The organism is Halomonas sp. DP3Y7-2 (genome assembly GCF_019800795.1).
Lineage (GTDB): Bacteria > Pseudomonadota > Gammaproteobacteria > Pseudomonadales > Halomonadaceae > Halomonas > Halomonas litopenaei_A.
The window spans coordinates 169,677-191,551 of the sequence record NZ_JAHVKJ010000010.1 but is presented as its reverse complement, the minus strand read 5'-3'; the positions used below and the strand labels follow the sequence as shown (position 1 = coordinate 191,551).

Genomic DNA, 21,875 nt, shown 5'->3' with positions numbered 1-21,875 from the left:
TCATCAATGTCGGCCCGTACCTGCTACGGGCCGACCGTCCTGCCGCGGTCATGTCGTCCATCACCGCAGGCTGTCATCTAGCTGCCGGAGACCGAGCCCAGTGCGCCGAGGCAGTAGTACTTGGTTTCCAGATATTCATCGATACCGGTGGCGCCACCTTCGCGTCCCAGGCCCGACTGCTTGACGCCCCCAAACGGCACGGGAGGACCGGTCATCTTGACCGAGTTCACCGACACCATGCCGAACTCCAGGGCGCGCAGCAGTTTCCAGATCCGCCTGATGTCATGGGTGTAGACATAGGCGGCCAGCCCGTACTCAGTGTCATTGGCCAGAGCGATCACCTCATCGTCATCGCGGTAAGCCGTCACGCCCGCCACCGGAGCAAAACACTCCTGACGCCATACTTTCATGTCCTGGGTCACGCCGGTGAGCAGCACCGGCATGAAGAAGTTCTCTCCCGGAGCATCCGTCTGATCCCCGGCGACCAATGTGGCACCGCGGGAGACGGCGTCGTCCACGGTGGCACGGGCGTTTTCCACCGCCCGGCGGTGAATCAACGGCCCCAGGTCCACTTCGCTGAGCATCCCGTCGCCCACGGTCAAGGCGGCCATGCGCTCAGTAAAGTGCGCCACGAAGGCGTCGTGGATCGACTCGTGCACCAGGATCCGGTTGGCCGCCAGGCAGTCCTGCCCCGCGGTCTGGAACTTGGCCGCCACGGCGGCCAGGGCCGCTTCCTTGGGGTCCATGTCCGGGCCCACGATGAAGGGCGCGTTACCGCCGAGCTCCATCGACACCCGCTTGACCGTCGGCGCGGATTGCTCCAGCAACAGTCGCCCCACACGGGTCGAGCCGGTGAAGGACACCGCCTTGACCCGGTCCTCGGCGCACAGCAGCGATGACACCTGGGCGGCATCCCCCAGCACCACATTGAAGATGCCCGCCGGGATTCCGGCACGCTCGGCCAGCTCCGCCAGGGCCAACGCAGAGAACGGCGTCTCGTTGGCCGGCTTGACGATCACCGGACACCCCGCCGCCATGGCGGCTGCTGCCTTGCGGGTGATCATCGCCAGCGGAAAATTCCATGGCGTGATCAGCAGCGCAATGCCGACCGGCTCCTTGATCGTCCCCAGCGCCGCGTTGGGAATGTGGCTGGGAATCGTCTCGCCGTAGGTTCGCTTGCCCTCCTCGGCGAACCAGCGCACGAAGCTGGCCCCGTACTCCACTTCTCCACGTGCATCGGGCAGCGGCTTGCCTTGCTCGAGCGTCATGATCGTCGCCAGATCTTCGCGGTGCTGCTGCAGCAAGTCGTACCACGCCAGCAGACGTTCACAGCGCTCGTCGGCGCGCAGGGCTCGCCACTGGGCGAAGGCCTCGTCGGCCACGTCCACACTACGACGGATCTGGGCCGGCTCGAGCAGAGGGATATGACCGATCACCTCACCATTGGCGGGGTTGATCACCGCTTCTTCGCGGCCTTCATCACCGTGGGTCCACTTGCCACCGATGTAGGCATACTGACGAAACAGACGCGGATCGCTGAGCTTCATTACGCTACCTCCCTAGTCGGTTCCGTCGTCTCATCAGGGGGACGGAACACCTGTATCAATGCCATGGCAGGCGCCACGCAATGACGTCATGGTAAGGGAGATACCAGGGACGGACTTTTTGAAGCCGCCGCTGGAAGATGGCATTTTTTTTGTCCCGACTCGCTACATCGAGGTTTTTTCTGCCATGCAGGTTTGTGCAAACCGATGACCCAGGCAGGCCCCTGACGAGGCCCGGCCCGAACCTCAAGTAGCGCTGCTGTTCAGAGCGTCGATATCGACCCCCTGGCGCGGCGCCTTAACCTGCTTGGTCACGATGTAGGTGAAATAGCGCTCGATCCCGATGTCCGACGTCAGCCAGTCATCGATCAATCGCTGATAGGCGTCGATGGTCTCGGTCTCGACCTTGATCAAGTAGTCGACCCCTCCACCGACGGCCACACATTCCGTCACCTCGTCGGTCGCATGAATCAATGCCTCGAACCGCTGGAAGCTCTCGGCGTTATGGGCCTTGAGCTCGATCTGCACCCATACGGGGGTGCGCCGAACCAATGCGGCGGCATTGATTCTGGCGCAATAGCCTTCGATGACGCCGGCCTTCTCCAGACGCCTCACCCGCTCCCAGCAGGGGCTGACCGAGAGGTTGATGGCTTCGGCCAGCCGCGACTTGGTGATGCGCCCGTCCTGGGACAGGATGGACAGTATCTTGAGATCGTAACGGTCAAGTTTCATGACTCGCCCAGGGATTCCACCACTTCCGCGATCACCGCAATGGTGTCCCCCATGTTGACCTGTGCCGGAAAGCGACGGGCCGCCAGGATGCCATCGCGTTCGGCCCGATACTCGATGGGCTTGGCACCGCTGCGCGTCATGTCATACACCCTTGCAATCACATCACCGCGTTGAACGCTGTCGCCGAGGGCGTGGGTCAGTTCGAGCAGCCCGGTGTGTTCACTCTGCACGTAGCAGCTGGCATCCGGCATATCGAGATAGACCTGGGTCTCGGGCATCGCTACCTCACCCTGCTTCAAGCCGAAGTGAATCAAGATATTGTCGATGCCGCGCTCGGTGATGGCGAGGCTCTCGGGGGTCGAGGTGCCACCGCCACCCAGCTCGGTCGCGATGAAGACCTTGCCCTGACTTTCCACCACCGTATCGAACAGGGCCGCTGCATCGAGTTCGAACATCATCATGGCGTAGGGAGCGCCAAAGGCCTTGGCGCCTTCCAGCGCCTGACGCTGCTGCTCGGGGTTGTCGAGCACATGGGATGCACCAAACGGAATGATATCGAGGGTGCGGCCGCCAGAATGCAGGTCCAGCACGATATCGGCCATCGGCACCATTTCGCGAGTGAAGTAGTCGGCGATCTTTTCCGTGACGCTGCCGTCGGGGTCTCCCGGAAAGCTGCGATTGAGGTTCCCGCCATCCATCGGTGAGGTGCGTCGTCCTACCTGGGCTGCCGGCGTGTTCATCATCGGTACGATGATCACCCTCCCCTGCACCTCTTCCGGCTTGAGCGATACCGAGAGTTTCTGCAGCGCCGTGATGCCCTCGTACTCATCACCATGGTTGCCACCGGTCAACAGCGCCGTGGGACCCTCGCCATTGGCCACCACCGTCACCGGAATCATCACCGCTCCCCAGGCCGATTCGTCGTTGGAAATCGGCAGTTTGAGAAAACCGTGCTGAACGCCCTGGGCGTCGAAATCGACGGTGGCGGAAATCGGGCTCTTGCGCTTGCTCATGGGAACTCCAGAACAGAATCTGCGGAAAGCATGTCGATGCCGTCATGGGCACCGGATTATCGTGAGATCGCATCCGGCGCTGTGGTCCTGTCATGGCAACGGGACAGCAGCGCCGCAGCGGTCAGGGGAAACGCCTACTTGACGAATAGCTGACGCGGGAAGTCGGCCAGGGGCTCAGCCCCGTTTTCGGTGATCAGGATGCTTTCGGTAATCTCGAGCCCCCAGTCATCCATCCACATGCCCGGCATGAAGTGAAAGGTCATGCCCGGTTCGAGGATGGTGTCGTCAGACGGGCGCAGGCTCATGGTACGCTCGCCCCAGTCCGGGGGATAGCTGATGCCGATGGGGTATCCGCAGCGGGCGCCCCCCCGGTCAAAGCCGTACTTGTCCATCGCCGCGCCGAGCGCCAGAGCGATATCGGCGGTACGATTGCCCGGCTTGGCCACCGCAAGACCGTTTTCGATACCTTCCAGCAAGGCCGACTCACCGCGCACGAACTCCTTGGGCGGCTTGCCCAGAAACACCGTGCGCGACAGCGGGCAGTGGTAGCGCTTGTAGCAGCCGGCAATCTCGAAAAAGGTGCCTTCCCCCTCGCGAAAGGGAGTGTCGTCCCAGGTCAGGTGCGGTGCCGCGGCGTCACTGCCCGTCGGCAGCAGCGGGACGATGGCCGGATAGTCACCGCCATAGACCTGACCGGTGCTGTCGGTCCAGCCTTCAATGCCGACACGATAGATTTCCGACACCAGCTTGGACTTGGCCAGCCCCGGCTCGATCATCTCGAGAATGCGTGAATGCATGCCCTCGACGATACGCGCCGCCACCCGCATGTACTCGATCTCACGCGGAGACTTGATCGCTCGGCACCAGTTAACCAGTGCATTGGCATCCTGAAAACGCGCGTGGGGCAGTTCCTTGACCAGACTCTGATAGGCCTTGGCGGAGAAGTAGTAATTGTCCATCTCCATGCCGACCACCCCTTCACACCATGCCCGGTCAGGCATGATCGACTGCGCCAGATACTCCATGGGGTGCATGTCGGGGTTCTGGACGTAATAGTCGGGGTAATAGGTGATGTTGTCCGGATCCATCCAGCAGGTGCGCAGCGCACCGTTGCTGTCCTGACGCCGGCCGTACCACACGGGCTCGCCCTCGAGCCCCAGCAAGACGCACTGATGTACGTAAAAGGACCAGCCATCGTAGCCCGTCAGCCAGGCCATGTTGGACGGGTCGCTGACGATCAGCACATCGATGCCTCGCATCGCCATCTCGGCACGCACCTTCTGCAGGCGCTGAGCGTATTCCTCACGAGTGAACGGCAGGGATACCTGAATCATGAAACCACTCGCCAAACAATGTCATCACCGAAAACCGGGCAACTAGAGGCCCGGCGCGCCCTTGCAGATGCCTTGAACGAACCGGCGTCAACCGCTGCCGAAGATGGGCCTGGGGCCTCGCCGCTTTCGTTCAATGTCTGCTTGATGCGGCATTGCTTCCCCTGTAGCGTGCGGAGGAAAGAATTGTCATGACAATCGTCATGAAGCGTCATGACAATGACTGATCAATGCCGTCTTGCTGATACTAGCACTACGTATAAGCTCCCGGTCAAAGGCTTTATTGCATCATGACAATTGATCTACTCGGCCAACTCGCTGCCCTGATCGATGGGCTTCCCGACGACGGCCAGCCAAAGTACCTGGCCATTGCGCGGGCGCTGTCCCGAGGCATACGCTCTGGTGAGCTTATGCCGGGCACTCGCTTGCCGCCCCACCGAAGATTGGCAGAGCACATTGGCGTCAGCGTACAAACGGTATCTCGCGCCTATGCACAGGCCGAAAAAATGGGCCTGGTCCAGGCCAGGGTCGGCAGTGGCACCTGGATCAATGCGCTGGACGACAATCGCGAGTCCGCCTATCTGCGCGCAGGTGAGCCCCGCTCGGAACAGGCATTGATTGACCTGTCGATTGCTCATCCGGTGTGTCCTCCCGCCCATCATCAGCGCTTTCGTGACAGCCTGCGCGAACTGGCTGACACGGCGCATCCTGACGTGTTTGCCGCGTGCCGCCCGATTGCTGGACTCCCTCATCAACGCGAGCTGGCCAGCTGGTGGCTGAACGAGCGGCTGGGGATGCCTGGCGAGCCGGACGACCGCATCCTCACCAACGGTGGCGCTCACGGCATCATGCTGGCCATTTCCAGCGTGGTGCAACACGGTGATCTGGTGCTGACCGAAGCCCTGACCGACCATGGGCTGATCGCCCTGTCGCGAACACTTGGCTTCCAGCTGAGAGGCGTCGCCATCGATGGTCAGGGCATGGTGCCGGAGGCACTGGATGCCGCGTGTCGCCGCTTCAAGCCTCGCGCCGTGTGCCTGACATCAAGCCAGCTCAACCCTACCGGAGCGACTCAGGGCGAGGCCCGTCGGGACGACATTGCCGCGATCCTCGAGCGGCATGGCGTCTGGCTGATCGAAGATGACGTTCACGCATTGCTTGAGCCCCAACCCCTGGCCCCGGTCAGCGCGCGCATCCCCACCCAAGGGTTTCATGTCACCAGCCTGACCAAGGCCACCATGCCGGGACTGCGCGCGGGATATCTGACCGTACCGCGCAGCCAGCTTCACCATACGCTGCCACGCCTGCGCGCGACCTCCTGGATGGCCACGCCGCTGTGCTTTGAAGTGGCCAATGCTTGGCTGGAGGACGGCAGCGTGGATCAGATGGCGGCTCATCAACGGGATCTGCTGGCCGAGCGCCAGCGCTTGGCCGCCCGCCTGCTGGCGGAGCATGGCCGCGCCTCTCGCCCCACTAGCCTGCATGTGTGGCTATCGCTACCGGGAAGCTGGCGCGCGGAGGAACTACAGCAACTGGCCGAACAGGAAGGCGTGGCGATCACCACGGCCACGCCCTTCATGGTGGAGCAGACTCCGGCCCCGCGACGAGTGCGCTTGAGCCTTGGCGCCGAGCCGGATATCGAACGCCTGGAGGAAGGCCTCAGGCGCCTGGCGCAGCTGCTGGATGACGCCCCGCCCCCCATGATGCAGATTGTCTACTAGACCCGACCTACCGCCCGCAGAGGACTGTCCATGAAAGTTATCGTACATACCGACCAGGCAGACCAGTGGCAGCGCGCCTTGAGCGAACGGCTACCCGGCGCGACCATTTGGAAGAGCCAGGACACGGATCGACAGCAGCGCGCCGAGGCCGACTACCTGGCCGCCTGGAAACCGGATGAGACGCTGATGCGGGAGTGCTCCGGCCTCAAGGGCATCATCAACCTGGGGGCTGGGGTCGATGCCTTGCTGAACAATCCGGCCCTGCCCCGAGATGTCCCGATCGTCAAGCTGCGCGATGCGGGCATGGCCGAGCTGATCGCCGACTACACCCGCTACGGCCTGCTGCATTTCCAACGGGACTTCGATCGCTATCAGCGCCAGCAACAGCAGGCCCAGTGGCGAGAACACGCCGTCATCGACAAGCAGGAGTGGACGGTCGGCGTACTGGGATTGGGGGCCATCGGCGCCAAGGTCGCCGCCACCATCGCCGCCGACGGCTACCCGGTGCTCGGCTGGAGTCGATCGCCCAAGTCGCTGGAAGATATCGAGTGCCTGCACGGTGACGCTGGGCTGGAGCAGGCGCTGCAACGCTCACGCACCCTGGTGCTGCTTCTGCCAGATACCCCTGCGACTCACCACATCATCAACCAGCGCAGCCTGGCGCTACTGCCCCAGGGTGCCAGCCTGATCAACCCCGGTCGCGGCACCTTGATTGACGAGGCAGCGCTGCTGCAGGCATTGGGCCCGGCCGATGACCATCAGGAGGGTCGTCTGCGCGGGGCGCTGCTCGACGCCTTCCCGGTGGAACCCTTGCCGTCCTCCAGCCCGCTGTGGCACCACCCGAGGGTTCTGGTGACGCCTCACATGGCTGGCCCCACCCCGCTCAACGAAGCCCTCGACCAGGTCGCCGCCAGCATCGAGGCGCTTAGCCAGGGCAAGGAGATCGAGACCGTGGACCCCGAAGCAGGCTATTGATAGCAGCGCTCATCGTGGCCTGGAATCGCTGACACACCCTTGCGAACCAGAAAAAAAGGGCACCTCATGGAGGTGCCCTTCTGCGGTCGTTGATCAACGATCTTGCATCACGTCACTGCTCAACTGTCACCGCCGATCTTGTCCTGGGTGCGCGTGTCGAAGTCACTGGCATCGTGCCGTTCGTGCAGCTGCTCGGCAGGCTCGCCGAAGGTGCGATTGACCATGCGCCCACGCTTGACGGCGGGGCGGGCATCGATGGCCTTGGCCCAGCGCAGCACGTGGGTGTACTCGTGCACCGACAGAAACTCGGCGGCATCGTACAGCCGGCCCAGGACCAGCTGGCCGTACCAGGCAAACGTCGCCATGTCGGCGATGCTGTAGCTGTCACCCGCCAGGAATTCATGGTCGGCCAGGTGGCGATCCAGCACATCCAGCTGGCGCTTGGTTTCCATGGTGAAGCGATTGATCGGATACTCGTACTTCTCAGGCGCGTAGGCATAGAAATGCCCGAAGCCTCCGCCCAGATACGGCGCGGACCCCATCTGCCAGAACAGCCAGTTCATGGCCTCGGTCCGGGCCTTGTGGTCAGTGGGCAGAAAGGCGCCAAATTTCTCCGCCAGATACACCAGGATTGACCCCGACTCAAACACCCGCGTCGCTGGCTGAGTGCTGTGGTCCACCAATGCCGGGATCTTCGAGTTCGGGTTGATCTCCACGAAACCGCTGGAGAACTGGTCGCCATCGCCGATGCGGATCAACCAGGCATCGTATTCCGCCTGGTCATGGCCCAGCGCCAACAACTCCTCCAGCATGATATTGACCTTCACACCATTGGGCGTCGCCAGGGAGTAGAGCTGCAGCGGGTGTTTTCCGACCGGTAGCTCCTTGTCGTGGGTCGGTCCGGCGATCGGCCGGTTGATGCTGGCAAATTGACCGCCACTTTCGCCTTCCCACTTCCATACTTTCGGCGGCTGGTACTGTGTGTCGTTGCTCATGATGTTCCTTCACGTGATGTGGGCATCATCCCGCTCAGACCGGGATCCGCTGTCGTCATGTTCGTCGGCAAATCGAGTCGGGTGGCAACGGCGCCACCCTCCTCGCCGCAACATGACCCGACAGCTGACTCAGTGCCGATGTTCCCGCCTAGCTTACAGCTCCTGACGGGTCGGGCGCAGCACCAGCTCATTGACGTCCACGTCGGCCGGCTGCTCCACCGCAAAGGCGATCGCGCGAGCCACCGCGTCAGCGTCGATGGCCAGGGTGTAAAGCTCATTGACCCCCTTGGCCGTATCATCATCGCTGATCGATTGGGTCAATTCAGTGTCAATGGCCCCAGGGGAGATGTTGGTGGCCCGGATCTCGCCACCGGACTCCTGACGCAGCCCTTCGGTCAACGCCTTGACCGCGAACTTGGTCGCGCAGTAGACCGCCGCGGCCGGGAATACCACATGGCCCGCCACGGAGGACAGGTTGATGACGTGGCCCTCGTGCTGTTCACGCATGGTGGGTAGAACGGCGGCAATGCCGTAGAGCACGCCCTTGATGTTGACGTCCACCATCTGGTCCCACTCGTCTACCTTGAGCTTGTCCAGCGGCGACAGCGGCATCAGGCCAGCATTGTTGACCAGCACATCGATCCGCCCGAACTCGTCACGAGCCAGCTGTGCCAGGGCCTCTACCTGCTCACGATCGGTCACGTCGGTCACCCGGTAGACGGCTTGCCCACCTTCGGCCTTGATCTCCTCGCACAGGCGCTTGAGGCGGTCGTCGCGGCGAGCCCCCAGCACGAGCCTGGCGCCACCCTTGGCCAGACGCTTGGCTGTCGCCTCGCCCAGACCGCTGCTGGCACCGGTGATAATGACCACCTTGTCCTGGATGCCGTCGGTACTTACGTTCTTGATATCCATGCTGATCTCCATTATCGATCCGTGAAGACATCGACGCTCGGTAAAAACACCCGTCGCCCCATGTCATGCACGAAGCACGCCCGTCTGGGGTCGCTCCGCGAAGGCCTCAGAGCGTCACCGAATGCGTCATTGAGACTGTCGTTGAGAATGTCATCTAGCGTGCCGTTAAGAGTGTCATTAACGGTGTCGTGTCTAAGCGCCACCGCACCCCCGCGGGGTGCGGGACTCGGCTCTCCGGGGGAGCCGTCTCCATCACTGTTCGTCGAGAAACGGATAGTCGGTGTAGCCCGTTTCATCGCCACCGTAGAAGGTGTCGTAGTCCGGCTCATTGAGGGGCGCATGGCGGCGGAAGCGTTCAGGCAAGTCCGGGTTCGCGATGAACGGGCGGCCGAAGGTCACCAGATCCGTCTTGCCGGCGGCAATACGCTCGCGCGCCTCGCTGGCGGTGTAGGCACCGTTGGCAATGTACACGCCGCTGAAGCTGTCACGGATGGCGCTGATGATGGCTTCGGGACGGCCGTTCTCATGATTGCCCTGGAAGGAATCCTCGACCACCTCCAGGTAGGCAATGCCGATGTTATCCAGTGCCGCAGCGAAGGCAGGAAAGGTCTCTTCAGGCTTCTGGTCGTGCACGTCATTGAAGCTGCCCGTCGGGCTGATGCGCACGCCGACACGCCCCTTGCCCCATACGTCGACCACGGCGCGCACGACTTCCAGCGGCAGGCGCAGGCGATTCTCGACACTGCCACCATAGGCGTCGGTGCGAGCGTTGCTGTCTGACTTGAGAAACTGATCGAGCAAATAACCGTTGGCAGCGTGGACCTGAACACCGTCGAAGCCCGCCTCACGCGCATTGATGGCGGCCTGGCGATACTGCTCGACGATACCGGGCAGCTCGTCAACGTCCAGCGCACGGGGGGTCGGTACATCGACCATGCCTGATTCAGCGCTGATAAACGTCTTGGCCCCCTCCGGCTTGATCGCCGACGGGGCGACCGGGTCAGCCTTGCCGGGCTGTAGCTCGGGATGGGAAATCCGTCCAACATGCCACAGTTGGGCATGGATACGGCCGCCGGCCTCATGCACCGCATCGGTGACCTTGCGCCAGCCTGCGATCTGCTCCTGGCTGTGAATGCCAGGGGTGAACGCATAGCCCTTTCCCTGGGGTGAAATCTGCGTCGCCTCACTCAAGATCAGAGCGGCACCCGCGCGCTGACGGTAGTAGTCCACATTCATCTGCTGCGGGATATCCCCTGGCTGCGCGGAACGCGAGCGCGTGAGCGGAGACATCAAGACACGATGCGGCAGTTCAATATCACCCAGTGCCTGGGGGGTAAAAAGCGGATCCTGTTCAGCGCTCATACAAAGCCTCCTGATCAGTGGTCATCGTCTTGGCGTGACGATCTGGCAAGAAAATGAAAAAGGTCGCCGTTGTTGCTGGTGCAACGTTTTCACGTGACGAGAGATTCCGTTGGCTGTCCTGCCAATGCCATCACGCCACCGCTAGACAGCCTAGGTGAGTAGCGCTGGCCGCCAGCACTGGAGACCCGTCCTGGTTGCTGGCAATGGAAACTAGCCCTGACGTCGAAACCTGACGCCTATCCCGGAAGGGACTCACCAGTGACGCTCTCTATCAATACACTTAATGTACAACTATTGAATAGATTTTCAACCATGCTGTACAAATTTTTAGACCAGTCTATTAGTGATTGCGTTCAAAAAAAAGCACCAGGAGCGCTGCACACGTCCAGCGAGCGGAATGAGTCGCCGGACGCACTTGTCGCGAAGCCCGAAGAGCGCGAAACCCGAGGCCTAAGCGCTATCGGCGAGGCGTCAGGGCTGTGCCCAATGCAGCGGCTCATTCGTGCAGGCGCTTGTTCCGTCTTGCCGCAGTGACGCCGCGATGCTGCCGAAGCGGTTCACGCGGTCCTGCTCTTGCGGCTCAGGCCTTGATACACGCCAGCAACGTGTCCTCAAACTCCGACATGGGCGAGCAGGTCCTCATCATCTTGGCCCTGAGCATGGCACCCTGCCAGCCCGCCAGGATGAACGATGCCATCGCCTCTGCGGAGATATCGCTGCGAATCGTCCCTGCTTGCTGCCCTTCTTTCAGGCAGCTGGCAAAGTAGCTTTCCCAGCGTTTGAAAATGCCGTCAAGGGCGTCTCGCAAGCAGTCACTTTGGGACGACATCTCCTGTCCCAGGGTGCCAATCAGACAGCCGCGCAAGTGTCCGCATTCCGCCATGCCTTGACGCGCTTCAGCGAAATAACGGTGCAGCCGCGCAAAGGGCTCGTCAGAAGAATGCACCAGCAAGGCCTGGAAGCGCTTGTCGTACTCTTCCGCGAAAGACTCAACGACCGCAAGGCCGAACGCCTCCTTGCTGGCGAAGTAGTGATAGAAGGACCCCTTCGGCACGCCTGCCGCCTTGAGCACCGCATTGATGCCCGTGGCCGTATAGCCGTGCTCGGCAAAGGTGGTCATGCCGACCTGAATCAACAGGTCTCTGGTGGGAGCTTTAGTCGTCATACATCGCACACTAGACCAGTCGTCTACTCACGTCAACCCCATCACAGGTGACTCCGCCGATAACCGCCAGCCTGACCACCAAGGCCCGAATAACGGGGCCTTGGCGTCGAGCAAACACCCACTTCATGGCCTCGCCAGCAGCACAATGAGGCACCGAACCGACCACTAACTATAGGGATACGCTCTATCGATGTACCTCATCGTTACCCTTCAGGGTTTCACTGCGACGCTTATTTGCGGCGTTTGCCCTGCGGCAATCGATTGGCGACGACACCCGTGCGTGAGCCTCCTCCCCTGCATGGGTCTCGCCACCGCCCGCTGCTGTCTACAGCAGCGCGTTCTACAGCAGCGCGTTGAACTGGCGCAACCACTCCGGATGCGCCGGCCAGGCTGGCGCGGTCACGAACTTGCCACAGGTGATTGCATCGGTCACCTCAAGGTCGACAAATTCTCCTCCGGCCAGGCGCACTTCCGGCGCACAGGCCGGGTACGCGGAGATGCGGTGACCCGACAATGACACCGCGGCGGCCAACAGTTGGGCACCATGGCAGACGGCTGCAACCGGTTTTTCACTGTCGACGAAGTGGCGCACTACCTCCAGCACCCGTTCGTCCAGGCGCAGATACTCCGGCGCTCTGCCACCTGGGATTACCAAACCGTTGTAGTCTGCTACGGTGATGTCAGCAAAGGTCTCGTTCAGCGCGAACAGATGCCCCGGCTTTTCGGTATAGGTCTGGTCACCTTCGAAGTCATGGATGGCCGTCTTGACCGTATCGCCTTCCTTCTTGTCAGGACAGACCGCATCGACACGGTGCCCCATGGCCTGCAAGGCCTGGAACGGCACCATGATTTCATAATCTTCGACAAAATCTCCCGCGAGCAGCAACAAACGTGCCATAAGGCAGACTCCTTGGTCGTTGGAAACGGCGCAGGGTCGAGGCATTGACCGAAAAGTCGACGAGCGCAGGCACTTTTCAGACCCGCCTCACGCTGACCATGCTGTCATGCAGCGTAACCACTGATCCGCGTCATCGCCAGCGTCGCGGAACCTTGTCGCGGAATCGGCCTCCCACTGTAAGCGACCCGACTTGCCAGCACGGATAACACCATGGCCTCTATTCTCCACTATCGCCGACTTGTCACCCACTGCCGCCAGGCGCTCGGCGCCAGTCTGCTGTGGCTGCTGCTCCTGCCTGCCACAGCACAGGCCGCGACGCTATCGGCCTTCGACGCTCGCTATCACCTGTCGGTGGACGGCTGGCCGGATGCCACCGTCCATCACCGTCTGCAGCCAGAGGGCGAACATTGGCTCAGTGATATGCGCGCTCGCGTCGCCGTTGCAGAAGGTCAGGAGAGCGCGAGATTCCTGAGCCAGGGGGCACAGCTTCAAGCCATTGGTTACGCCAGCGGCTACAAGCTGCTGGGTATCGGCAAGCGCTACCAGCTCAATGCACCGCAGCTGCGGCAGACCCCTGATCGGCAGACAGCGTTGATTCAGCTGTCTAGCCAGGTACAGCAGCATGGCTGCTCGCCCTCCTGTGAGCTTCGCTATCTCGACCACAAGGGCGAACAGGAACGACTGATTGCCACCCCCATGGCGTCACGCAGGATGGAAGTGCAGGGACGCTCCATCGACGCGCCCAGGGTTCGACTGGCAGACCCTGACAAAGACGACCGACACATGGTGGTGACCTTTCATCCTGAGCTTGCTGGCCTGTTGCTCGGCGTGACCTATACCAAGCGGGGCGAGCAGGTCAGCGAGCTGGCACTCACCTCACTCACCCTTCCGTGACCCACCCCCCATCCCAACCGAGGTCGCAGACCTCCGCTCGGCGGCGCTTCCCCCTCTCTTGCACCGACGACGCTCTGCCGCTTTGGTCGGCTTTCCCGGCCGACCAAATTTGCATAGAGTAGTGCGCTTTATGTTGGCACCGCAGGTAGCGAGGGACATGTCCCAGCGCTCTACCTGCCCATGTTGCCCGCGGCTATCACCCGGGCGCTTCGTGCTGCGAGTGGATCGCCCATGGCAGCGATCCAGCCACCCCTTATACCGGCCGACCATCTCCTTTTCTCCCTGCGTTCTGGGAAGCGCCGACAAGCACTCTATCTATCAAGCAAGGATGCACTTTCATGTTTAGCGGTCTGCTGATCGTTCTGCTGCCCCTGGTACTGGGCTACCTGATCCCCGTTCGCAGCGCTGCGGTGCTTGGCTGGATCAATCGAGGCGTCAGCGCCTCCATCTATCTCATCCTGCTGCTGATGGGCATCAGCCTTGCGGGTTTGCCAGACCTCGGCAACCAGCTGTCGCGCATGGGCGGCCAAGCGCTGACGCTGTTCAGCGTGATTTCGCTGTTCAATCTGGCAGCCCTGTGGTGGCTGTCGCGGCGACTGCGACTGGATCTGGGGAAAAGGCAGGTCGTTGAAGGAGCGCCCACCAGCAAACTGGCCGCCATGGCTGGCTCACTGGCGCTGGTCGGGGTGGTCGTTGCAGGCCTGGTCCTCGGCCTGCTGCTGGTCGGCCGCTGGGGGGCGACCCCTTTCCAGCTGGCGGAGCACCTCGCCGAGTGGGTGCTGTACCTGCTGCTGGCGTTGATCGGCTGCCAGCTGCGCAATTCCGGCATGCCACTCAAGCAGATCCTGTTGAACCGACATGGTCTCTACATCGCCTTGACGCTGGCAACGAGCTCGCTGCTGGGTGGGCTGGCGGCGGCCCCGCTGCTCGACCTTGAGTGGAACGAGGGGCTGGCCATGGCCTCGGGATTTGGCTGGTACTCGCTGTCGGGCATTCTGATCGGTGAGCACCTAGGCCCCGCGCTCGGGGGCGTCGCCTTCTTCAACGACTTGACGCGAGAGCTGCTGGCCTTCGTACTGATTCCTCTGGTCATGCGCCGCTATGCGCCATTGGCCATCGGCTACGGCGGCGCCACCTCGATGGACTTCACCCTGCCCGTCATTCAGCAGCACGGTGGCGTTCGCTGCGTGCCCATTGCGGTGGTCAGTGGCTTTCTGCTGTCGCTACTGTCACCACCGCTGATTCTCTTTCTGGTGTCACTGTAGCTTCAAGCGTCAGCGCCTGGCAGCGGACCAGGCTTACTGTCGGCACGACATCATCCATCGCAGCCCTGCTGGCGACTGCATCGGAGGACATCCCACCGTGAGCACGTCCGATCGCCCTATCACGCTGAAGGATCTGGCCCAGCGCCTCAAGGTCTCGACGGCCACGGTGTCCAATGCCTTCAACCGTCCCGATCAGCTGTCGCGCGCGCTGCGCGAACATATCCTGGCCGAGGCACGCCGCCTGGGATACCCCGGCCCGGATGCCCGGGCGCGCAGCTTGCGCACCGGGCAGTCACGCATCGTCGCGGTGGTACTGGCAGAAACCCTTACCTATAGCCTCAATGACGCCGTCTCCAGCGAGCTGCTCAGCGGTGTCACCGAGGTCCTCGACGCCCACGGCCACACCTTGTTGCTGCTGTCGGGGCGTCAGGCGGGCTCACCGCGCCAGGCCGACGCGCTGTGCCACCCGGGTTCCGCCAGCATGGCCGACGGCTTTATCGTCTACGGCTTGATGCCCGGTGACCGCCTGATCAACGAACTTCCCGCCCAACGACCTCTGGTTGGCGTCGATTTCCATATCGACGCTCGACCTACCGTGCACGTCGACAATGAACAGGCGTGCTACGCCATTGCGCGCCACGCTCTGACCCACGCGCCCCAACGCGCGGCCATTGTGAGTCTGCGTCTGACCGTGGAGCCGCATAATGGTCGGGTCAGCCAGGAACAGGACTATTTAAGCGCCGACCACACCATCACCCGGGCCAGACTGGATGGCTTCCAGCGCGCGCTGTCCGAGCAAGGCATAGACCCTGACGACGTGCCGGTGTGGAACATCGATGAAAACGTTCACGCTGTATGTTCCCCCGTCATCGCGGAGATTCTTGACCTTCCCGCCGAACAGCGTCCCGATCTGCTCTTGTGCATGTCGGACCGAATTGCCCTGACCGCGCTGACCCTGGCCGAGCAACGCGGCATCCGGGTGCCGCAGGACCTGCGCCTGACGGGCTTTGACGGCATCGAAGAGGGACAGTACCGCGCACCTCGGCTGACCACAGTACGTCAGAACAGCATCGAGAAAGGGCGCGTCGCAGCACGCATGGTACTCGGCCTTGAGCCCGCTCAGCACCAGCGCCTTTCCACCCAGTTGGTGCTGGGCGATACCTGCCCCTGAACCACCGTCGGCGACAAGCTGCACAAAGGTTTCACCGTTAATGACGCCTTTTCATGCCGAGCGATGGCATGCTGTGCAGGAACCACTGTCATCACGGTCAAGGAACTCGCGCATGTCCGCGAAACGTCTGTTTCGCCCAGCCTTCTCACGCCTGGGACTGAAGCTTTTCGCCATTATTCTGGTCGTCAACGTGGCCATTGCTGGCCTGGTCTTCGTGGCCATTTCTCGTAGTCTCGATCAGGGCTTCATCGAATACCTGGATCGTTCCCAGACCCGGCGTGCCGAAACCCTGGCGGAGGGGCTGGGCGAAGCCTGGGCGCGGCGACAGAACTGGCAATGGCTACGCCAGTCACCGCGGGCCTGGCATCATCTGGTGCGGCGACAGCTATGGCCCGGCGACAACCTGCCACCGCTGTCGATTGAAGGAGACCTGGGGGATCCACGGGATTTCGTACTGCACGACGAGAACGGACTGCCGGTCATCGGCCTGCCACCGGACAAGGATGACATGGCGGCAGAGCTTCGCTGGCTGCCGGTCATGAGTGCCGGGCGCCAGGTCGGGACCCTGGGGTATCGGCCTCCAGAACAGCTGATGGCCCGCATGGATCGACTGTTTCTGGCCCAGCAGCAGCGCAACCTGACGATCATCGTGATCGCACTGGCGCTGACGTCGCTGCTGCTGGCAGCCGCGCTGTCGTGGTGGATGGGACGCCGCGCCCGTGGCATGGCGCTGGCCACCCGGCGCCTGACCGAAGGCGACTACAGCATTCGCCTGCCCGAGCGGGGCCGCGATGAGCTGTCGAGCCTGTCACATGACTTCAACGTGCTGGCAGAAACCCTGGAGGCCAGTCGTGAGGCAAGAAGCCGCTGGGTATCGGACATCGCCCACGAGCTGCGCACGCCCCTGGCGGTGCTGCGTGGGGAGATCGAGGCGATGCAGGACGGCATTCGCGCCCTCGATCAGGACAATCTGCACTCACTGTCCCAGGAAGTGGGACAGCTGGAACGACTGGTCGCCGACCTGCGCCTGCTGTCACAGAGTGACGCTGGCGCGCTCGAAGTGCAGCTAGCCCCGCTGGACCTGGGCGAGCAGCTGTCCTCTCGCCTGGATGAGGCGGAGGGCTGGCTGAGTGACCACGGCATCAGCCTGGAGCATGATATCCAGCAGCCGGCCTGGATTCGTGGTGACATCCAGCGCCTGCGCCAGCTTTGGAATAACCTGATCGACAACACTTGCGCCTATACTCAGGCTCCTGGGCAGCTCAGGGTCCGACTCGAACGCGACGCCGACGACTGGCTGCTGCGCTGGGAAGATAGCGCCCCTGGCGTCCCGGCCAGCGAGCTGCCCCGCCTGACCGAGCGGCTATACCGCGTTGAAGGCTCCCGCAACCGCGCCAGCGGAGGCAGTGGCCTTGGCCTGTCCATCGCCACCGCCCTGGCACGGGCCCACGACGCCGAGATGACTCCCTCTCCTTCCGCTCTCGGAGGGTTATGCTGGACCTTGCGTTTTCCGGCCCTGCCCGACCACCTGCAGCAGCACGAGGACACCGAATGACTGATAACGACGCCGCCACCGACACGATCCTGATCGTCGAGGACGAGCCCAAGATTGCACGCCTGGTGGCGGACTATCTGCAGGGCAGTGGCTATGCCACCCACCACATTGACCACGGCGACCAGGTCGTTGGCTACCTGAGCGAGGTCGAGTCGCGCCCCAGCCTGGTACTGCTGGACCTGATGCTGCCGGGCACCGATGGCCTGACCCTGTGTCGCGAGATCCGCCAGCGCTGGCCCGATATTGCCGTGGTCATGCTCACCGCCCGCGTCGAGGAAGTCGACCGACTGCTGGGCCTGGAGCTGGGTGCCGATGACTATATCTGCAAGCCCTTCAGCCCACGAGAGGTGGTGGCCAGGGTCAAGGCCGTGCTGCGTCGCAGCCAAGCCCGGCACACTGACAGCCAGGCCAATCACGACCTTATCCTGGATGAGAGCGGCTGGCGCGCCCTGGCCAACGGCCAGGATCTCGGCCTCACCGCGGTGGAATTCCAGCTGCTCAAGGTCATGATGCATTCGCCGGGCCGCATCTTTGCCCGCGAGCAGCTGATGGATCACATGTACCGCGACCATCGCATCGTGTCGGAGCGCACGGTGGACAGCCACATCAAGAAGCTGCGCAAGAAGATCGCGGACATCTGGCCAGAACGAGAAATCATCCGCTCGGTCTACGGCGTCGGCTACAAGTACCAGCCGGAAGAGTGACACCGATCACCCGCCGACAACGCAAGAGGCCGCCCTTGGGCGGCCTCTTGCGTCTGGCACGTGCGCTCGATCTAGAACAGCGCGGGAATCCCGTACTGTCCCTCGAACATGCCCACCGCCAGCAGGGCGAACAGACAGATACCGAGCACCGCGGCGGGAATGACCAGCCGATCCGCCAGCGACAGCCGCCCGGCACGCTCGCGGTCACCGATCCAGCCATTATTGTCGAGCAGCATGGTCGCAGCCCAGGCAAGCACAGGGTTGGTCACCGCAGCGGCAAACAGGCATACCCCGGCCGCCTGGGCGTCCTTCCCTTCCTTGATCATCTGTACGCCGGCCTCGAGCATCGGCAGGAACACCCCCACCAACAGCGCCACGCACATGACCGGTGGCCACACCGCGATGTCCATCGGGAACCCCAGAATGGCAATGGTGATGGTCAGCAGGCCCAGCAGGATCGCCCCCGCCGGAATCGGTCGTTTGGCAATCGCTGCCGGGATCATGTAAGTGCCCCAGGAAGAGGTGATATTGCCTCCTCCAAGGGCAGTGCCGACCACCTGGCGGATGGAGCACATGGTCATGGTGTCATCGACGTCCATCAGCACCCTGTCGGCCCCCTTGGGATAGTTCATCTCCTGAAAGATGCGATGGCCGAGAAAGTCGGGGGACCACATGGCCACCGCCAGAATGGCAAACGGCAGTGAGGCGATAAAGTGCTGCACATTGGGCAGCCCCATCATCCAACCTTGTTCGGTGCTGCCCCACCAGTAGCTTGGGCTCAAGGGCGGAAGGCCTACTTCGGTGGTCAACTCAAGGTCACCACCTGCGCCCAGGGCGAGCGCCACCAGCAGTCCAGTGACCGCACAGGCAGGGATGGCCAGCCAGCGCTTGCCCAGGCGAGCCAGCACCGCATACAGCACAATGTTCACCGCCAGCACGATCAGGGCGACGTACCCCATGTCGCCGGAGAGGCCCAGGCCCCAAGATTTAAGATTGCTGATCTGGCCGATGGCCCCGGAAAACCCGAGGAAGATCAGCAGCCCCCCAGCGGTCCCTTGAGACGTCAGGTTGACCAGCCGCGACCCGCCCTTGATCCACGACAGCCCCAGACCAAAGGCGCCGATCCAAAGCGCCAGCGCCAGGGGATGCGCGCCGGCCAACGCCATGCTGCCGATCAGCGGAATCATCGGTCCATGGTTGCCGGCCAGATTGGCACGGGGATTGAAGATCCCCGAACCCAGCACGCAGAACAGCAGCACCGGGAGCAGCATCTCGAGCCGTGACACGGCGATGGCGAAATCCTTGCCCAGCTGGACACCTGGCCAGGCGGCCGACAGCCCATCGGCCCAGGACATCATCACCGCCGAGTACATCGCGATGATACCGATGGTGCCTGCGATCGCCGGCACCAGATCCTCGATCTCGAAATTGAAGTCACGTCCGATCAAGTTAAGGCTGAAGCGCCTGGGACGCATAATCTTGAGTTCGTGCTCCAGATAGTCGGAGCGGCTGGAAAACTCGCTGGCATGCCGATGCAGCTCACGATAGCTGAGCGCCTCGGGCGATTGCGCCCGGGACGTGGCAGTGTCCGTCATGGTGATCTCACTTGTCAGAGGAAATCGACCCACTGCTCTTGCCACGCAGCGTCGTGTCCGACGGCTTTGTCAGCCAATGGATCGTTTCAGCAAAAAAGGTAAGTCACCTTATCCATCTAAGTGGCGATACTCGTTGATCGCCGTCAGCCTTTTCCCCGCCCCTGGCGGCCAAGCTGTGCTCAGGGCGCATCCCTTGACCCAGCTCAGGCTCCACGGCACTTGCCTGCCGCGGGAAGATGGATAACAGTAGCTATCGTTGCTCTCCCTTGCGGCTCATCAACGAGACGTCCTTGTTAACCAGAGAGCCCTTCTTGATAGAGAGCCCGTCATCGAGATCCGTCATGCGCACTATTCCGGCCACCCTGTCCCGCTATCTGCGCGCCCATGACCTGCCCCAGCTCGAGGCCAGGCGGGTGAGAGGGGGGCATCGCCTCAGTCACGCCGCCCACAGCCATGACACCCTGTCACTGGGTGCCATCGTTCAAGGACACTCCCAGTTCCGCCATCGCCACCGCTCCCTTGAAGTCACCCAAGGCGACGTGGTGATGATAGAGCCCGGCGCCATGCATGCCTGCAATGCCCTGAGCGACGCTGACTGGGGCTACGATATGGTCTATCTCGACAGCGCCTGGCTGGCCGTCCAGTTGGACGTAACGACGGACGACCTGCCGCCTCTGATTCGGCAGATCAGTCGCGATCCCGTGCTGCACCGCTCCATCATGGTCCTGACTGACACCCTTGCCTCCGCCGATGCCGACCGGCTGGAACGGGACGCCGCCTTGGCCTTGCTGGTGACTGAGCTGGCCAAGCAGATGGCACGAGCCGAGCCTCTGAGCAATGCTCCGCCCGACGCCCTGGCCCGTGCCTGGCAGCGTCTGAACGATGACTGGCAACATGACCTGAGCCTCGCCGACCTGTGCCAGGAGGCGGGCTGTCGCACCACCAGCCTGATCGCAGGCTTTCGACGCCACTATGCCACCACGCCCCATGCGGCCCTGATCGATCTGCGAGTGCGCGAAGCTCGCGATCGGCTGCGCCAGGGCCAGCCGATTGCGCAAGTCGCCAGCGATTGCGGCTTCGCCGACCAGGCGCATCTGCAGCGAACCTTCAAGAAACTGCTGGCGACCACACCGGGGCACTACGCCGAGGGTTCCCTCCCCCGCCACGCATAGTAGGCTTATCTCCCGCCGGATTGTTGCGGCCCTCGGGGCGGCTCTGGGCGTGTTGATGGCCAAGGGCGGGCAACGCCAGCGGATGATAGAGGGGCCCCCCAATCAAGGCAGAAGCATCAATACGCCACTGCACATCAGTGTCACCGCCAAGCCGCGCTGCAGCAGCTGGCGACGCCTCGCATCGGCCAGCCACTGCCCCGCGTGCGACCCGCACCATGCCCATACGCAGGCACTGGCAAAGCAGACCGTCCCCCACGTCAGGGTAAACACGGCCATATCCAGCCCTCCTCGCCCCGCAGTAAAGATCCCGAGCCCCGCCATGGAGGCGATCCACGCCTTGGGATTGAGCCACTGCATCAGTGCCGCCGTCATCAACCCTGGCGCCGTGCCATGGGCCTCTGCTCCCCAGTCGCCGCGGTCCTGCAGCAGTTTCCAGGACAGCCACGCCACGAACCCTCCGCCCGCCGCCTTCAACACCCACTGCAATACCGGCAGCGCCTGCCAGACGCTGCCAAGTCCGGCCGCCAATACGCCTAGCAAGAGCGTGAAGCCAGCACATGAGCCTACCGCAAGGCGCATCGCTCGGGCGCCACCGTGGCCGATCCCGGCGGTCAGTATCAGCAGGTTCACGGGACCCGGCGAAAGCGACGCCACCAAGGCAAATCCCAATATCGCCAACAGTTCATCAGCAGAAAACGTCATGTCGTACTCCACACCCAGGGGAAAGCCTCAGCCTGAGGCTTCTGCTGGTGCGGGTATTGAAGAAAATTTCACCCACTGTCCCGCCAGCCGCCTGACCCAGTCTTGTTCCCTGTCTCGCCACCCGCCTCGTCTCACCACCAGCCACGTCCACCGCCTTGGAGCCTTCCGC

Annotated in this window: 19 protein-coding genes; 8 read left to right on the top strand and 11 right to left on the bottom strand. The window is 62.7% G+C overall.

From position 1 onward, the window contains the following. Window positions 1–77: 77 nt before the first annotated feature. The 4 genes from KUV45_RS13200 to doeA form a co-directional block, all read right to left on the bottom strand. Window positions 78–1,547 (bottom strand): NAD-dependent succinate-semialdehyde dehydrogenase, encoded by a 1,470-nt coding sequence (locus KUV45_RS13200; protein ID WP_222161753.1) that lies wholly within the window; start codon window positions 1,545–1,547, stop codon window positions 78–80. Between the two features lie 243 nt (window positions 1,548–1,790). Further along, entirely contained in the window at window positions 1,791–2,276 is a 486-nt protein-coding gene (locus KUV45_RS13195; protein WP_222161752.1) for an Lrp/AsnC family transcriptional regulator, read from the bottom strand. Further along, window positions 2,273–3,289, bottom strand: a complete 1,017-nt coding sequence (gene doeB / locus KUV45_RS13190; RefSeq protein WP_206939723.1) for a N(2)-acetyl-L-2,4-diaminobutanoate deacetylase DoeB — start codon at window positions 3,287–3,289, stop codon at window positions 2,273–2,275. The genes KUV45_RS13195 and doeB overlap by 4 nt, the downstream gene beginning before the upstream one ends. A 134-nt stretch (window positions 3,290–3,423) precedes the next feature. After that, window positions 3,424–4,623, bottom strand: coding sequence for an ectoine hydrolase DoeA (gene doeA / locus KUV45_RS13185; protein ID WP_222161751.1), 1,200 nt, complete (start codon window positions 4,621–4,623; stop codon window positions 3,424–3,426). A 287-nt stretch (window positions 4,624–4,910) separates the two neighbouring features. On the opposite strand from doeA, the gene KUV45_RS13180 reads away from it, so the two are divergent. Both KUV45_RS13180 and KUV45_RS13175 read left to right on the top strand, forming a co-directional pair. Continuing rightward, window positions 4,911–6,341, top strand: coding sequence for a PLP-dependent aminotransferase family protein (locus KUV45_RS13180; RefSeq protein WP_206939737.1), 1,431 nt, complete (start codon window positions 4,911–4,913; stop codon window positions 6,339–6,341). A 30-nt stretch (window positions 6,342–6,371) separates the two neighbouring features. After that, on the top strand, window positions 6,372–7,316 hold the full coding sequence (locus KUV45_RS13175; protein ID WP_222161750.1) for a glyoxylate/hydroxypyruvate reductase A: 945 nt from the start codon (window positions 6,372–6,374) through the stop codon (window positions 7,314–7,316). Window positions 7,317–7,435: 119 nt separating this feature from the next. On the opposite strand, the gene yghU is transcribed toward KUV45_RS13175, so the two are convergent. The 5 genes from yghU to KUV45_RS13150 all read right to left on the bottom strand — a co-directional run bounded on the left by yghU (window position 7,436) and on the right by KUV45_RS13150 (window position 12,648). Next, a complete protein-coding gene (yghU, locus tag KUV45_RS13170; protein WP_206939741.1) occupies window positions 7,436–8,311 on the bottom strand; it encodes a glutathione-dependent disulfide-bond oxidoreductase in 876 nt (291 codons plus the stop codon). A 153-nt stretch (window positions 8,312–8,464) separates the two neighbouring features. Further along, window positions 8,465–9,223, bottom strand: a complete 759-nt coding sequence (locus KUV45_RS13165; RefSeq protein ID WP_206939743.1) for an SDR family oxidoreductase — start codon at window positions 9,221–9,223, stop codon at window positions 8,465–8,467. A 252-nt stretch (window positions 9,224–9,475) separates the two neighbouring features. Next, the gene (locus tag KUV45_RS13160) at window positions 9,476–10,585 is read right to left on the bottom strand and encodes an alkene reductase (protein ID WP_222161749.1); all 1,110 of its coding nucleotides are present in this window, start codon (window positions 10,583–10,585) and stop codon (window positions 9,476–9,478) included. A 580-nt stretch (window positions 10,586–11,165) separates the two neighbouring features. After that, complete coding sequence (locus KUV45_RS13155) at window positions 11,166–11,750, bottom strand: TetR/AcrR family transcriptional regulator (protein ID WP_206939747.1); 585 nt, start codon at window positions 11,748–11,750, stop codon at window positions 11,166–11,168. Window positions 11,751–12,090: 340 nt separating this feature from the next. Beyond that, entirely contained in the window at window positions 12,091–12,648 is a 558-nt protein-coding gene (locus tag KUV45_RS13150; RefSeq protein ID WP_206939749.1) for a DJ-1/PfpI family protein, read from the bottom strand. A gap of 210 nt (window positions 12,649–12,858) precedes the next feature. Here KUV45_RS13150 and KUV45_RS13145 point away from each other — a divergent pair, with 210 nt between their 5' ends. The 5 genes from KUV45_RS13145 to KUV45_RS13125 all read left to right on the top strand — a co-directional run bounded on the left by KUV45_RS13145 (window position 12,859) and on the right by KUV45_RS13125 (window position 18,237). Beyond that, a complete protein-coding gene (locus KUV45_RS13145; protein ID WP_222161748.1) occupies window positions 12,859–13,542 on the top strand; it encodes a hypothetical protein in 684 nt (227 codons plus the stop codon). Window positions 13,543–13,880: 338 nt separating this feature from the next. Further along, a complete protein-coding gene (locus tag KUV45_RS13140; protein WP_206939753.1) occupies window positions 13,881–14,807 on the top strand; it encodes a lysine exporter LysO family protein in 927 nt (308 codons plus the stop codon). Window positions 14,808–14,904: 97 nt separating this feature from the next. Beyond that, the gene (locus tag KUV45_RS13135) at window positions 14,905–15,978 is read left to right on the top strand and encodes a LacI family DNA-binding transcriptional regulator (RefSeq protein WP_224851826.1); all 1,074 of its coding nucleotides are present in this window, start codon (window positions 14,905–14,907) and stop codon (window positions 15,976–15,978) included. A 112-nt stretch (window positions 15,979–16,090) separates the two neighbouring features. After that, a complete protein-coding gene (locus tag KUV45_RS13130; protein ID WP_206939755.1) occupies window positions 16,091–17,533 on the top strand; it encodes an ATP-binding protein in 1,443 nt (480 codons plus the stop codon). Next, the gene (locus KUV45_RS13125; protein WP_206939757.1) at window positions 17,530–18,237 is read left to right on the top strand and encodes a response regulator; all 708 of its coding nucleotides are present in this window, start codon (window positions 17,530–17,532) and stop codon (window positions 18,235–18,237) included. Before KUV45_RS13130 ends, KUV45_RS13125 begins: the two co-directional genes overlap by 4 nt. Window positions 18,238–18,308: 71 nt before the next feature. On the opposite strand, the gene KUV45_RS13120 is transcribed toward KUV45_RS13125, so the two are convergent. Next, window positions 18,309–19,832, bottom strand: a complete 1,524-nt coding sequence (locus tag KUV45_RS13120; RefSeq protein ID WP_222161747.1) for a DUF3360 family protein — start codon at window positions 19,830–19,832, stop codon at window positions 18,309–18,311. 341 nt (window positions 19,833–20,173) lie between these two features. Between KUV45_RS13120 and KUV45_RS13115 the strand changes: the two genes are divergently transcribed. After that, window positions 20,174–21,004, top strand: coding sequence for an AraC family transcriptional regulator (locus KUV45_RS13115; RefSeq protein ID WP_222161746.1), 831 nt, complete (start codon window positions 20,174–20,176; stop codon window positions 21,002–21,004). Window positions 21,005–21,106: 102 nt separating this feature from the next. On the opposite strand, the gene KUV45_RS13110 is transcribed toward KUV45_RS13115, so the two are convergent. Continuing rightward, entirely contained in the window at window positions 21,107–21,706 is a 600-nt protein-coding gene (locus KUV45_RS13110) for a LysE family translocator (protein ID WP_222161745.1), read from the bottom strand. Window positions 21,707–21,875: the final 169 nt, after the last annotated feature.

Coding starts and splice junctions, on each gene's coding strand:
- KUV45_RS13155 (WP_206939747.1), bottom strand. CDS start 11,750: ATGACGACTAAAGCTCCCACCAGAGACCTGTTGATTCAGGTCGGCATG.
- KUV45_RS13110 (WP_222161745.1), bottom strand. CDS start 21,706: ATGACGTTTTCTGCTGATGAACTGTTGGCGATATTGGGATTTGCCTTG.
- KUV45_RS13130 (WP_206939755.1), top strand. CDS start 16,091: ATGTCCGCGAAACGTCTGTTTCGCCCAGCCTTCTCACGCCTGGGACTG.
- KUV45_RS13120 (WP_222161747.1), bottom strand. CDS start 19,832: ATGACGGACACTGCCACGTCCCGGGCGCAATCGCCCGAGGCGCTCAGC.
- KUV45_RS13180 (WP_206939737.1), top strand. CDS start 4,911: ATGACAATTGATCTACTCGGCCAACTCGCTGCCCTGATCGATGGGCTT.
- KUV45_RS13160 (WP_222161749.1), bottom strand. CDS start 10,585: ATGAGCGCTGAACAGGATCCGCTTTTTACCCCCCAGGCACTGGGTGAT.
- KUV45_RS13115 (WP_222161746.1), top strand. CDS start 20,174: ATGCGCACTATTCCGGCCACCCTGTCCCGCTATCTGCGCGCCCATGAC.
- KUV45_RS13145 (WP_222161748.1), top strand. CDS start 12,859: ATGGCCTCTATTCTCCACTATCGCCGACTTGTCACCCACTGCCGCCAG.
- KUV45_RS13125 (WP_206939757.1), top strand. CDS start 17,530: ATGACTGATAACGACGCCGCCACCGACACGATCCTGATCGTCGAGGAC.
- KUV45_RS13150 (WP_206939749.1), bottom strand. CDS start 12,648: ATGGCACGTTTGTTGCTGCTCGCGGGAGATTTTGTCGAAGATTATGAA.
- KUV45_RS13195 (WP_222161752.1), bottom strand. CDS start 2,276: ATGAAACTTGACCGTTACGATCTCAAGATACTGTCCATCCTGTCCCAG.
- doeB (WP_206939723.1), bottom strand. CDS start 3,289: ATGAGCAAGCGCAAGAGCCCGATTTCCGCCACCGTCGATTTCGACGCC.
- KUV45_RS13165 (WP_206939743.1), bottom strand. CDS start 9,223: ATGGATATCAAGAACGTAAGTACCGACGGCATCCAGGACAAGGTGGTC.
- yghU (WP_206939741.1), bottom strand. CDS start 8,311: ATGAGCAACGACACACAGTACCAGCCGCCGAAAGTATGGAAGTGGGAA.
- KUV45_RS13200 (WP_222161753.1), bottom strand. CDS start 1,547: ATGAAGCTCAGCGATCCGCGTCTGTTTCGTCAGTATGCCTACATCGGT.
- KUV45_RS13140 (WP_206939753.1), top strand. CDS start 13,881: ATGTTTAGCGGTCTGCTGATCGTTCTGCTGCCCCTGGTACTGGGCTAC.
- doeA (WP_222161751.1), bottom strand. CDS start 4,623: ATGATTCAGGTATCCCTGCCGTTCACTCGTGAGGAATACGCTCAGCGC.
- KUV45_RS13175 (WP_222161750.1), top strand. CDS start 6,372: ATGAAAGTTATCGTACATACCGACCAGGCAGACCAGTGGCAGCGCGCC.